The sequence below is a fragment of the Comamonas testosteroni genome (assembly GCF_014076415.1).
Classification (GTDB): Bacteria; Pseudomonadota; Gammaproteobacteria; order Burkholderiales; family Burkholderiaceae_C; genus Comamonas; species Comamonas testosteroni_F.
In genome coordinates, this window is sequence record NZ_CP043568.1 from 3,805,060 (window position 1) to 3,817,089 (window position 12,030).

The window sequence follows — 12,030 nt, forward strand, 5'->3', positions numbered from 1 at the left end:
CTCACTTTTCTCAATCACAACTCGAATGAGCATGAAACAAAAGCAACTGGCCCGCATCGTGGCCGCCGCTGTTCTGGGCGCTGCCGCCCTGTCCGCCTCGGCCCAGAATGTGGCCATCGTCAATGGCAAGGCCGTTCCCATGGCCCGTGTCAATGCCCTGAAGACCCAGATCGAAGCCAGCGGCCAGCCCGTTGTGCCCGAGATGGAAAAGATGATCAAGGATGAAGTCATTGCGCGTGAAATCTTCATGCAGGAAGCCAACCGCCGCGGTCTGGCCGGCTCCGAAGCCTACAAGCAGCAGATGGAAATGGCACGCCAGACCGTGCTGATCCGCGCGCTGTTTGACGACTTCCGCAAGAAGAACCCCGTGACCGATGCCGAAGCCAAGGCCGAATACGACAAGTTCGTCGCAGCCAATGGCGGCAAGGAATACAAGGCCAGCCACATCCTGGTGGAATCCGAAGACCGCGCCAAGGCCATCATTGCCGAAGTGAAGGCCGGCAAGAAGTTTGAAGACATCGCCAAGAAGGAATCCAAGGATCCTGGATCGGGAGCCCGTGGCGGCGATCTGGATTGGGCCAACCCCAACAACTACGTACCCGAGTTCACCGAAGCCCTGGTCAAGCTCAAGAAGGGCGAGATGACCGACGCGCCCGTCAAGAGCCAGTTCGGCTGGCACATCATCCGAATGGATGACGAGCGTCAGGCCGAAATGCCCAAGTTCGAAGATGTCAAACCACAGATCATGCAGCAGCTGCAGCAGCAAAAAGAGCAGCAGTTCCAGGATCAGCTGCGCAAAAGCGCAAAAATCCAGTAACATGATCTAACGTCAGTACCCAAAAGTACTGGCCAGACCATCACCCAAGCCCGCGTCAAGCGGGCTTTTTTTGTCTCACGGTGCTGGATATGCTATATATTTAGAAGCACTCTTCTCAGACTTGGCATCATCCATCTGCGTTTCCCCCTGCTTTCGCGGGCGGCAATGCAGGGGCTTACCTGCGATGCCAGAGGCTTTGCCTGCATCCTCTTTTGCAGCTTGCGTGTTGCGATGCACCTCAGCCTTCAAGGGACATAGCGACAATTGCGCGCCTGGCCTGGAGCTCTGCGCCATGGCCTCCGCCGGGGCAGCAGGTTGTGTGGCCTCATCGCTGCGGGATGGCTCTTTGGCAGCCGGCTTTGCGGAGCGCGCCAGGCTTGCAGAGGCTGCCGCACCAGGGGCCGGAGCAGCCTCTGGCCGCGACACAGGGGCTGATGCAGCTATAGATGCTTCCATATCCATGGCATCCGGTGCTTTCTCTGCCATAGTTCGAGTCTTTTTTTCCGTGGATTTCTGCGCCAGCGCCGCCTCGGTCGGTGCCAATTCCGCCACGGCGGCACGATCTGCATCCGCTGCAGCCGGAACCGGCTGCGATTCAGCTGGCAGGGCCACGGCTTCGGCCCTGGAATCTCGCTCGCCCTCCTTGCCCTTGTCCGGCCCACTCCACCAGGCGGCATGCTGCAGCATCAGCCAGCCCACCAATCCGACGGCCGCCATTCCGCCCAGCGCATGACGCAGCCAGAAGCGGTCATTGGCGGCAGGCTTGCCCATCGGCTCCGAGGGCTGCTGCCCCACACCTGCCGCACGCTGGCGCGCGCGCTCCAGAACAGCGGCACTGCTTTGCACACTGGGGCCACGGTCCTCTGACACGGCCTCGTGGTAGAGCTCGCGCAGCGCATCGGGCTTGTGGTCGCCAGACGGGGTTTCGGGGTGCATATTCATGCCAGTTCCTCCAGCGCGGCGCGCAGTTTGGCGCGCGCATAGCGCAAGCGGCTTTTGGCCGTTTCCTCGGCAACGCCGGTGGTCTGGGCAATTTCAGCCACCGTCAGATCAGCCTCGACCTGCAGCAGAAAACACTCGCGCTGCTCGGCCGGGAGCCGGGCCAGCGCAGCCAGAATGGCCTGAGCCATGAGCTGGCGATCGAGCTGCTGCTCGGGCTCGAAGCCCGAGGCTGCAAACAGGCTTTCGGCCAGCCGCATGGACTCTTGCGTGTCTGCCGACAGGCTGGTGCCCGGCCGCTGCCTGCGCCAATGGTCGACGAGTCGGTGATGCGCCATGGTGAACAGCCAGGTCGTGAACTTGCTGCGCACCTCATAGCGGCAGGCGCTGTCCACCACAGCAAACCAGAGGTCTTGCGCCAGATCGTCGGCCAGCGCCGCATCGCCCGTATTGCGGTAGAAATAGCGCCACATACGCAGGCTGTGCCGGGCATAAAGCGTCTCGAAAGCCGTGGCCTGCCCTGCAGCATAGCTGCGCATCAGGGCTTCATCGGCGGGTTGGGCTTGGGCAAGCGGCGGTGCAAGCATGCCCGCGATTATGCAAATTCCGGCGACAGCGCAACCAACTCAGTTGCGGGGTGGATCCGGCACAAAGCCATTGTCCCCGGGAAAGGGGTTGGGCGCGCGCGGCTGGGACGGCCGTGGACGAGGCTCGCGAATCACGCCTCTGGCAACCAGATTGGCATAGCTGTCGTAGCGGATACGCACCATCTGACGGGGCTGGTCGGTGTCGGCCTCGAATTCCACCTGGGTGACTTGGGAGCGCTCCACCGTGCCATGGCCCGTGCCCAGTGAAGGGGCCGGCAAGGCCGAAGGTGCACGACGCTCGGCGCTGCGGCTCTTGCTGGCGGCCTGCGGCATGGCACTATCGGCCGCGGCAGACTCGGCAGCCGATGCAGCGCTCGCGGCGTCCGACTCGTAAACTGGCCCTTGATATCTGGCCGGCTCGGGCAGCTTTTCACGGTACAGAGCCACGCCAATCACGCCGACATCCTGCGGCCTGCCGGTTCTGGCGGCATAGGACATATCGCTTTGCGAGAAGTAGAACGCAGCCACGTTGTCATTGCTCTTGCGCCAGCCCCGCACGTCATAGCTGTCGCCTGCATCCAGCACATAGCCACCCTCGGCGCGGGAGCTCGCCGCCCGGCCGTTGATGGCATTGACCCCGTCGACGCTGATGACGCCCATGATGCGTCGGCTCTCGAGGTTGCGGATGCGCACCGCATAGTTGGCACCGGGGCGACCCACCACCCACAGCTCTCCCTCGTGACTGTACTGGGGCAGTACCCGCCCCGTGGCACGTTCGACGATGCTGATCTGGGCCAGCTTGTGGTTGCCACGCGTCCAGGCCGAAGCCGGCGCAGCGGCGACCATCGCGGCAGCACAGAGCAGCGAAGCGCGCAGTAGGCGGCCGCGCGACAGCAAGAAAACTGGAACCCGGGGTTCGATACGGACAGACAGCATGGACAAGGCCTCCTCAAGATACAGCCACAGCGGCGTGAAACAAACTTGTCGGAGGCTGAAACGCAGCAGCAGGCCCAACGGGGTCAAGACAGGCGCTCTGATTTGCAAGCATTTGCAACACCATTGGCAACACCGCTTCGCGCCGCAGTCCTGCTCCGGCCCGGCATGTCTGGCACAATCGCGATCGCTGCAGCCCAAGGCAGGCAGCAATGCTGGGGGTGTCCTGACCATGACCGGTCAGGGCTGAGAGAGTCCCTTTGAACCTGATTGCGCAGGCGGTCTCTTGACGGCCGCTTGCCCGAGATCATCCTCGCGCAGGGAAGCTGTCCAAGGTGTCAGACCGCGACTCGCCATGTCTTCGATGGCCTGCCGTGCAAACCATGCGGCCCCTGCTTCGTTTTTCTGGCGGAGCATTCATGAATTCATCTTCTTCCACATCGGCCAATCGGGCCCTGGCCCCGGTGACGGGGCAGGAGCGCGTCTTTGCCTGGCGCGACCATGCCTCGCTGTGGTTCAGTCTGGGCGTGGGCCTGCTGGTCATGCAGATGGGCGCCTATCTGCTGCCCGCGCTCAGCCCGCTGCATGCGCTGGTTGCTATCGGCATCGGCTCCCTGATCGGCGCCGGCCTGCTGGGCTGGGTGGGCAAGCTGGGCTGCGACAGCGGCCTGTCCAGCGCCGGACTGATGCACTGCGTCTACGGCCGCCACTTCGCACGGCTGCCTATCGTGCTCAACATCATCCAGTTGCTGGGCTGGGGCAGTTTCGAGCTGGTGGTGATGCGTGACGCCACCGTGGCGCTGGGCAAACAAGGCGGCACCATGGGCGCTGCCTACTGGCCCTGGCTGGCCACGCTGCTCTGGGGCGGCGTGATCCTGCTGCTGATGAGCGGCTCCATGACCACCCTGGTGCGCCGCATCATCTCGCGCGTGGCCTTGCCGCTGGTGATTGCCTCGCTGCTGTGGCTGAGCTGGCAATTCCTGAAAATGGCTGGCACCACCGGCCTCGGGACCTTGCTGGCCCGCGAGGGTGCCGGCGGCATGAGCATGCTCGGCGCCGTCGATCTGGTGATCGCCATGCCCATCAGCTGGCTGCCGCTGGTGGCCGACTATGCGCGCCACGGCAAGAGCGGCAAGTCCGCGCTGACGGGTGCCTGGACCGGCTTTGCCCTGGCCAATATCTGGTGCTACTCCCTGGGCGTGCTGGTGGCCCTGACCCTGCCCAGCGAAGACCTGGTCACGGCCCTGCTGCTGGCCCAGGGCGGACTGATCGCCCTGTCGCTGATTCTGATCGACGAGGTGGACAACGCCTATGGCGATGCCTACTCGGGTGCCATGTCGGCCCACAGCCTGCTACCGGGCTGGAGTATTCGCCGCTGGGGCCTGCTGATCGCATCCCTGTGCACGGCGCTGGCCATGGTGCTGCCCATGCACAGCCTGGAGCCGTTTCTGCTGTTGCTCAGCTCCTGCTTTGTGCCGCTGTTCGGCGTGATGCTCGGTCGCCTGGCCTTTGGCACCGATGCCGTGGAGCTGATGCAAAAAGCGCCCGCCGTGCGCTGGGATGCTGTGGCCATCTGGGTGCTGGGCATTGCCTTCTATCACCTGCTGCCCTATGTCAGCGCGGCCCTGGGCTCGGCCCTGCCCACGCTGGCGCTGACCTTTGTGGTGGCCGTCGCCACACGCCAGCTGCAGCCGCGCTCCGTTGCCGCCTGAGAAAAAATCAAACTCAATAGCGACAAACGCCTTTTAACAGGGCGATTCAGCCATTTTTCTGTTTTTTTACCTGGCGCCCGCCGCCTGCAGCAGCTGCACCACGGCCTGCTGCCCGCGCTGGCGTGCATGGGCCAGGGCCGTCACCCCATCCTTGTCGGGCAGGTTCAGATCGGCCTTGGCATCGATCAAGGCCTGGATGATGGCCTGATGGCGCGGCCCGCCATCGCCGAGCACCACGGCTTCCATCAGACAGGTCCAGCCCAGCCGGTTGACATGATTCACATTCACGCCGGCGGCGATCAGTGCCTGGGCTGTTTCCAGATGGCCGCGCTCGCAGGCTGGAATCAGGGCCGTGCCCCCATAACGGTTGGTGCTCTTGAGATCGGCGCCATAGGAAATCGTCATGCGCACAATCTCCAGCCGGCCCTGCGCGCCGGCCAGCAAATAAGCGCTGTCCTGCATCTGGTTCTCGATATTGGGGCTGGCACCATGCATCAGCAGCGATCGTGCTACCTCGATATGGTTGGCCGCCGTGGCCAGCAGCAAGGGGGTATTGCCCCGGGCATCCTGCACGTCGACAGGCGCGTTGTCAGCCAGCAGATTGCGCACCGTCACGGCATCGCCCTGCGCGGCAGCGGCCAGCAATTGCTGGCCCAGCATCTGCAGGTCCCCGGCTTTTGCCGCCGCAGCGGCAGGTGTTGCAGCCGAAGCATTCGCCAACGCCCTACTCTGGCAGGCGGTCAGCAGCGTCGCTGCTGCCAGAGCCGTCAATGCAAGCGTCAATCGGGTAGTCAACGAGGCGCTCCCATGGGCGCGGACTGGCTGGTTCATGGCATTCCTTTATGGCTGTCAGGTGTTCAGCCCCTGTCAGCTTTCTACAGGAACTATAGCTAGCCACGCAAGTCCGATGAGGGTTACAGCCTGTTTTCAATCGATAAAGGAGAATCTGCCCCGTGCCTTGTAACCGCTGGATCCGCACCGCCGCCACTTCAAGCCTGATCGCGCTGGGCGCGCTCACCGCCGGCCTGCTGCCGGCCCTCGCACAAGCCCAGGAATTTGTCAGCATCAAGGGCAAGACCGTGAATGTGCGCGAGCAGCCCAACACCCGCTCCGCGACCCTCTGGGAACTGAGCAAGGGCTACCCGCTGCAAGTCACCCAGCGCAAGGGCCAGTGGCTGCGCGTCAAGGACTATGAGTCCACGCTGGGCTGGGTCCACGCCCCGCTGACCAGCAAGAGCCCGCATATGGTGGTGACGGCGCGCACGGCCAATCTGCGCTCCGGCCCTGGCCAGAAGCACAACCGGGTAGGCAAGCTGGAGCAGCATGAGGTGCTGCAGACGCTGAAAAAGCAAGGCAGCTGGGCCCAGGTCCAGCGCAGCAACGGCCAGAGCGGCTGGGTGGCCAAGAATCTGGTCTGGGGCTGGTAATCCCCGAGCCCGGGCCCACCAAAGCCAAAGGCCTGCAGCAGCAGGCCTTTTTTGCGGGCGTCGGCAATCAGCCTTCGACGATCAGCTGTGCACGCGGCGCATAGCCATGATTGAGGGGGCCGTGGCCCTGGCCCGTATAGACCTCGGCTCCCGCCTCGATGGCGCCCAGAATATAGCGGCGCGCCTCGGTCACTGCGGCCTCCAGCTCCAGCCCCTGGGCCAGGAAAGATGCAATCGCCGACGACAGCGTGCAGCCAGTGCCATGGCCGTTATGGGTGACGATGCGCTGCGACTGCAGGCGCAGATAGTCGCCTGCCTGCCGGCCTTGCCGGCCCAGCACATCCATGACCAGATCGCCGCTCAGATGCCCACCCTTGAGCAACACCGCCGGCGCCCCCATGGCCAGCAGATCGGCCACGGCCGCATCCAGCGCTCCAATGCCGTCGATGTTGCGACCCAGCAGCAAAGCTGCTTCATCCAGATTGGGGGTAATCACCGTCGCCAGAGGGAACAGCTCCTGGACCAGTGCCTGAGCCGTCTCGGGAACGATCAGGCGATCGCCGCTGGTGGCCACCATCACGGGGTCCAGCACCACGTTCCTGATCCCGTGGCGACGAATCGCATCCGCCACCACACTCACCACATCGGGGGTTGCCAGCATGCCGATCTTGACGGCATCGACGCCTATGTCCTGCACAACGGCATCGATCTGGCCGCGCACGGTATCCAGCGGAATGCCATGAATGCCCGTCACACCCAGCGTGTTCTGCACGGTGATGGCCGTGATTGCCGTCATGCCGTAGCAGCCCAGAGCCGCGCAGGTCTTGAGGTCGGCCTGGATGCCGGCGCCACCGCCGCTGTCCGAGCCGGCGATGGAGAGCACGCGTGCATAGCGCTTTTTTGCGGCGCCGGGGATGGAGGATGAAGCAATCACAGTCATGGCAAAAATTATCGCCCATGCGCATGGTCAATGCGCGCAGTTTGCGGTTGTGCTGTAATGTCCAACGGACGAAACAGGGGTGTCCCGCAGGCAAGCAGCCTGCGTGGACTGAGAAACACCCTGGGGCCGCGACAGCCACCGGCTGCGCACCAGAGCACCATCCGTGCCCTGTGCCCCCTGCACCCGATCCAGGTCATGCTGGCGTGGGGAGTTTCACAAGCCGCAAGGCATGCCGCGTTTTGTCCTGCACATGGCCCTGTTCCTGTGTCCGGATGGAAAACGATTTGCACATGTCATTGCTACAAGCTTCTTCAAAGATCGCAATTCTCGGCGGCGGCCTCATGGGCCGTCTGCTGTCGCTGGCCCTGGCCCAGCGCGGTCATGCCGTCGACCTCTATGACGCCCACGGCCCGCTAGGCGATGGCGCAGCCGCGCGCGTGGCGGCCGCCATGCTGGCTCCGCTGGCCGAGTCGGCCATTACCGAGCCCGGCGTGGTGCGCATGGGCCAGCATGGGCTCAAGCGCTGGCCCGAGCTGATAGCCCAGCTTGAGCAGCACGTGTTCCTGCAGCAAAACGGCACGCTGATTCTCTGGCACCGTCAGGACCAGGGCGACGCGGCGCGCTTTTTCGGCCTGCTGGAGAAAAACCGGCGCATCAACCCCAGCCTGCCGGCCATGCAGGAGAAGACTGGCGCGGCACTGCAGGACTGCGAGCCCGCGCTGCAGGGACGCTTCAACCAGGCCGTCTATCTGCCCGGCGAAGGCCAGCTGGACAACCGCCAGCTGCTGACGGCGCTGGTCGACAAGCTCACCGCGCTGGGTGTGAAGCTGCACTGGGACAGCCCACGCGAAATCAGCGACTTCCGCCCCGGCGAGGCTGGCCAGCCGGACTTCGTGTTCGACTGCCGGGGCCTGGGGGCCCGCACCCAGTGGAAGCAGCTGCGCGGCATTCGCGGCGAGGTGGTGCGCATCCATGCGCCCGAAGTTACGCTGCAGCGGCCCACACGCCTGATCCATCCACGCTACCCCATCTATATCGCGCCCAAGGAAGATCATCTGTTCGTGATTGGCGCGACCGAAATCGAGTCCGACGATATGTCGCCAGCCAGCGTGCGCTCCACGCTGGAGCTGCTGAGCGCGGCCTATACCGTTCACTCCGGCTTTGCCGAAGGCCGCATTGTGGAGATCGCCACCCAGTGCCGCCCCACCCTGCCCGATAATCTGCCCGCCGTGCGTCTGCTGACTCCACGTGTCATGGAAGTCAACGGCCTCTACCGTCACGGCTTCATGATCTCGCCCGCCATGCTGGACGTGGTGCTGGAGCTGCTGGACCACAATGACTCGCCACTGGCGCGCGAGTTCGATGTCGCCGTGCATCGTGGCTGAACTGCGAGCCCGAACTTTGGCGCACAGCACTTGCACCCCTGGCGCACGCAAGCGCCGCCGTGCAGAGGTTTAACTTAGCACCCGCTTTATTTTCCGTTTCCATGCCATGAAGATCACTCTCAACCAGCAAGCCACCGAGCTGCCAGCCCATGCCACCGTGGCCGATGCGCTGGCGCAGATGCAGGCCAGGCCCCCGTTTGCCGTGGCGGTCAACACGGTGTTCGTGCCCAAGACGCAGTACGCCGACCATGCGCTCAATGAGGGCGACAGGATGGAAGTCATCTCTCCGGTGACAGGCGGCTAGACATGAATCCCCCTGAGTCACTTCGCGCCTTCCCCCAGGGGACGACACCCTCGCGGCGAGGCGGCTCTTGCTCGGTGTCACTGACTTGGCACATGCCTTTTTGAGGCTCACTGGGCTTCACGCGCATTGCGGTACAAAGACAAGAGATATAGATAAATCATGAATACCAAAACTACCGACGACGCGCTGGTTCTCTACGGCCAGCGTTTTGAAAGCCGCTTGCTGCTGGGCACCTCGCGCTACCCCTCGCCGGCGATTCTCGAAGCCGCTGTAGAACGCTCCAGGCCCGCCATGGTCACGGCCTCGCTGCGCCGCCAGGGCAGCAATGCTGCCGAGACAGGTGCCAGCTTCTGGGAGCTGCTGCGCAAGCTCAACGTGCCCGTGCTGCCCAACACGGCAGGCTGCATGACCATCCAGGAGGCCGTGACCACGGCCCAGATGGCGCGTGAAGTCTTCGACACGCCCTGGATCAAGCTGGAGCTGATCGGTGACGACTACACGCTGCAGCCCGACACGCTCAATCTGGTGGAAGCCGCCTCCATCCTCATCAAGGACGGCTTCCAGGTCCTGCCCTATACCACCTACGACCTGGTGCTGTGCCAAAAGCTCGTCGATGTGGGCTGTCAGGCCGTCATGCCCTGGGCTGCGCCCATAGGCACCGGCCGCGGCCCCGTCAATCCCTATGCCATGCAGATGCTGCGCGAGCGCCTGAAGGTGCCGCTGATCGTCGATGCCGGCCTGGGCCGCCCCTCCCACGCCTGCACCGTGATGGAATGGGGCTATGACGCCGTGCTGCTGAACACCGCCGTGGCCCTGTCCGAAGACCCCGTGGCCATGGCCGGCGCATTCTCCGATGCCGTCAATGCCGGTCACGCCGCCTGGCGCGCAGGCGCCATGGCAGAGCAAAATGCCGCCCAGCCCAGCACCCCCGTGCTGGGCACCCCTTTCTGGCATCAGGAATAAAGGCCGGACCATGGACTCCGCAGAAATCAAGGCCCTGGCGCAAGCCATCATCCACCAGCACAGTGCCAACTTTGGTGCCCAGCTCCACCATGATGCCAACTCGGTCGAGCTGACTCCCCAGCCCGTTCCACCCGCGCTGCGTGGCGAGCCCGCCTATCTGGCCGCACTGCAGGCCTGCAGCCTGCTGGGCTTTATTGCCGTGGATGCGGAGACACTGGCCCAGGCCTGGCAGTGCCAGAGCGAGCGCAACAATCATTTCGATGCCACCCACTGGCCCGACGACCCACGCGACTTCGGCCTCGGCAAGGCCGACCCGGCCCAGGCCTTTGCCCATTGCCCGCGCGAGCTGGGCCTGTATGGCGTGCTGCCCACGGCCGAATGGGTGGGCCGCATGGCCCGCGCGGGCGTGCCCACGGTGCAGCTGCGCTTCAAGTCCGACGACAAGGCTGCCATTGCCCGTGAAGTCAAAGCGGCTGTTGAAGCCGTCAAGGGCACACATGCACGTCTATTCATCAACGACCACTGGCAGGCCGCGCTGGACGCAGGCGCCTACGGCATTCATGTGGGCCAGGAAGATCTGGACGTGATCGGCCAGCGCGATCTGGAGACCATCCGCAGCTCGGGCACGCGCTTGGGCGTGTCCACCCATGGCTATGCCGAAATGGTGCGCGCCCATGCGGTCCAGCCCAGCTATATCGCCCTGGGAGCGGTGTTCCCCACCACGCTCAAGAAGATGGCGACGGCCCCGCAAGGTCTGGCGCGTCTGGCGGCCTATGTGCGCCTGATGCAGCAGTACCCGCTGGTGGCGATTGGCGGTATTTCCGAAGACCTGTTCCCCGCCGTGCGCGCCACGGGCGTGGGCTCGGTCGCCGTGGTGCGCGCCCTGGTCAACGCCCCCGATCCGGAAGCCGCTGCCCAGCATCTGCTGCAACACATGCAGGCTGCAGCCTGAGCGTATCGAAGCGCATCGACTTCCCATTCAATAGCCGCCGGCGCTTGATGCACAAGCGCCGGCGGCTATTTTCATTGAGAGATTCAAAACTCCAGCCTAGCCTGGTCTGCCGGGCACAGAAAACACCGGAAATGAGCAGAAAAAATGCCCGCAGCCAGCGAGCTTTTTTTCTGGAGCGCTGCTGCGCAGGCCGCATGGCTGCTGGGTTTTCTTGATTGACGCAAGCCCTATTCGCCGTAAAAGCGGACACACAGGTGACAACCCTGAGTCCCACAGCTTCAGCATGGCCGGTCCCACACGCGACAATGGGGCGGTTACCAGTCACGCATAAGACAGAACATGGACGAGCCAATTCTTAGTATGGAAGAACGTGAGGCGATCAACTCTGGTCGCTGGTTTTCATCCCTTTCGCCCTCTTTGCGGCACGACATTCTTCGATGCGCTTACGTCAAACGATACAAAGATGGCATGCTCATCTGCGCTCGCGGCGAACCGCCCGAGGAGTGGATTGCCTGTGCACGTGGCGCGGTGCGAGTCAGCTCCACCTCCATCACGGGCAAGCAGATCACGCTGACCTATGTGGAGCCGGGCATCTGGTTCGGGGATGTGGCGATTCTGGATGGCGACAAGCGCACGCACGACGCCTATGCACATGGCGAGACCACGCTGCTGTGCGTATCCAAGGCGGACTTCAGGCGCATTCTGGCAGAGCATGTGGAGTTTTCCGAAGCGATCCTGCGCCTCAATGCGCGCCGAGTACGCCAGCTCTACGGCCTGGTGGAAGACCTCAACACCTTGCCGCTGCGAGCGCGCCTGGCCAAGCAGCTGCTGCACCTGACACGCAGCTATGGCGTGATGAGTCTGTCGGACAGCAACGAGATCCGCATCGGCCTGCATCTGGCGCAGGAAGAGCTGGCGCAATTGCTGGGCGCCTCACGCCAGCGCGTGAACCAGGAACTCAAGTCCATGGAGCGCGAGGAGGTCATTCGCATCGAGCCGGGTGGCCTCATCGTGCGCGACCGGGTGACGCTGCTGCGTATTGCAGACACGGATCACTGATTCACCCCCTGA

Annotated in this window: 13 protein-coding genes and 1 riboswitch; of the genes, 8 read left to right on the forward strand and 5 right to left on the reverse strand. The window is 63.8% G+C overall.

Going from position 1 to position 12,030, the window contains the following annotated elements:
* Positions 1-31 precede the first annotated feature (31 nt).
* Positions 32-817, forward strand: coding sequence for a peptidylprolyl isomerase (locus F0P97_RS17535; protein ID WP_182283318.1), 786 nt, complete (start codon positions 32-34; stop codon positions 815-817).
* A 75-nt stretch (positions 818-892) separates the two neighbouring features.
* Here the strand turns inward: F0P97_RS17535 and F0P97_RS17540 are convergent, their stop codons facing one another.
* The 3 genes from F0P97_RS17540 to F0P97_RS17550 are packed head-to-tail and all read right to left on the reverse strand — an operon-like array spanning position 893 to position 3,279.
* On the reverse strand, positions 893-1,759 hold the full coding sequence (locus tag F0P97_RS17540; RefSeq protein WP_182283319.1) for a hypothetical protein: 867 nt from the start codon (positions 1,757-1,759) through the stop codon (positions 893-895).
* On the reverse strand, positions 1,756-2,343 hold the full coding sequence (locus tag F0P97_RS17545) for a sigma-70 family RNA polymerase sigma factor (protein ID WP_182283320.1): 588 nt from the start codon (positions 2,341-2,343) through the stop codon (positions 1,756-1,758). Before F0P97_RS17545 ends, F0P97_RS17540 begins: the two co-directional genes overlap by 4 nt.
* A gap of 39 nt (positions 2,344-2,382) precedes the next feature.
* Positions 2,383-3,279, reverse strand: a complete 897-nt coding sequence (locus tag F0P97_RS17550) for a hypothetical protein (protein WP_182283321.1) — start codon at positions 3,277-3,279, stop codon at positions 2,383-2,385.
* Positions 3,280-3,695: 416 nt separating this feature from the next.
* Here F0P97_RS17550 and F0P97_RS17555 point away from each other — a divergent pair, with 416 nt between their 5' ends.
* A complete protein-coding gene (locus F0P97_RS17555) occupies positions 3,696-4,988 on the forward strand; it encodes a purine-cytosine permease family protein (protein ID WP_182283322.1) in 1,293 nt (430 codons plus the stop codon).
* Positions 4,989-5,054: 66 nt separating this feature from the next.
* Here F0P97_RS17555 and F0P97_RS17560 read toward each other — a convergent pair whose 3' ends face one another.
* Positions 5,055-5,819, reverse strand: a complete 765-nt coding sequence (locus F0P97_RS17560) for an ankyrin repeat domain-containing protein (protein ID WP_182283323.1) — start codon at positions 5,817-5,819, stop codon at positions 5,055-5,057.
* A 122-nt stretch (positions 5,820-5,941) separates the two neighbouring features.
* On the opposite strand from F0P97_RS17560, the gene F0P97_RS17565 reads away from it, so the two are divergent.
* Positions 5,942-6,415: an SH3 domain-containing protein gene (locus F0P97_RS17565; protein WP_003077863.1), complete on the forward strand. Its 474-nt coding sequence runs from the start codon at positions 5,942-5,944 to the stop codon at positions 6,413-6,415.
* A 67-nt stretch (positions 6,416-6,482) separates the two neighbouring features.
* Here F0P97_RS17565 and thiD read toward each other — a convergent pair whose 3' ends face one another.
* Positions 6,483-7,355 (reverse strand): bifunctional hydroxymethylpyrimidine kinase/phosphomethylpyrimidine kinase, encoded by an 873-nt coding sequence (gene thiD, locus F0P97_RS17570; protein WP_182283324.1) that lies wholly within the window; start codon positions 7,353-7,355, stop codon positions 6,483-6,485.
* A gap of 65 nt (positions 7,356-7,420) precedes the next feature.
* Positions 7,421-7,582: riboswitch (TPP riboswitch) on the forward strand.
* A gap of 63 nt (positions 7,583-7,645) precedes the next feature.
* Here thiD and F0P97_RS17575 point away from each other — a divergent pair.
* From F0P97_RS17575 to F0P97_RS17595, 5 genes are all read left to right on the forward strand, one after another.
* A complete protein-coding gene (locus tag F0P97_RS17575) occupies positions 7,646-8,740 on the forward strand; it encodes an FAD-dependent oxidoreductase (RefSeq protein WP_182283325.1) in 1,095 nt (364 codons plus the stop codon).
* Between the two features lie 106 nt (positions 8,741-8,846).
* Positions 8,847-9,044, forward strand: coding sequence for a sulfur carrier protein ThiS (gene thiS, locus F0P97_RS17580; protein WP_182283326.1), 198 nt, complete (start codon positions 8,847-8,849; stop codon positions 9,042-9,044).
* A 159-nt stretch (positions 9,045-9,203) separates the two neighbouring features.
* Positions 9,204-10,007, forward strand: a complete 804-nt coding sequence (locus F0P97_RS17585; protein ID WP_053281721.1) for a thiazole synthase — start codon at positions 9,204-9,206, stop codon at positions 10,005-10,007.
* Positions 10,008-10,017: 10 nt separating this feature from the next.
* Positions 10,018-10,959, forward strand: coding sequence for a thiamine phosphate synthase (gene thiE, locus F0P97_RS17590; RefSeq protein ID WP_182283327.1), 942 nt, complete (start codon positions 10,018-10,020; stop codon positions 10,957-10,959).
* A 339-nt stretch (positions 10,960-11,298) separates the two neighbouring features.
* Positions 11,299-12,018 (forward strand): Crp/Fnr family transcriptional regulator, encoded by a 720-nt coding sequence (locus F0P97_RS17595; protein WP_182283328.1) that lies wholly within the window; start codon positions 11,299-11,301, stop codon positions 12,016-12,018.
* Positions 12,019-12,030: the final 12 nt, after the last annotated feature.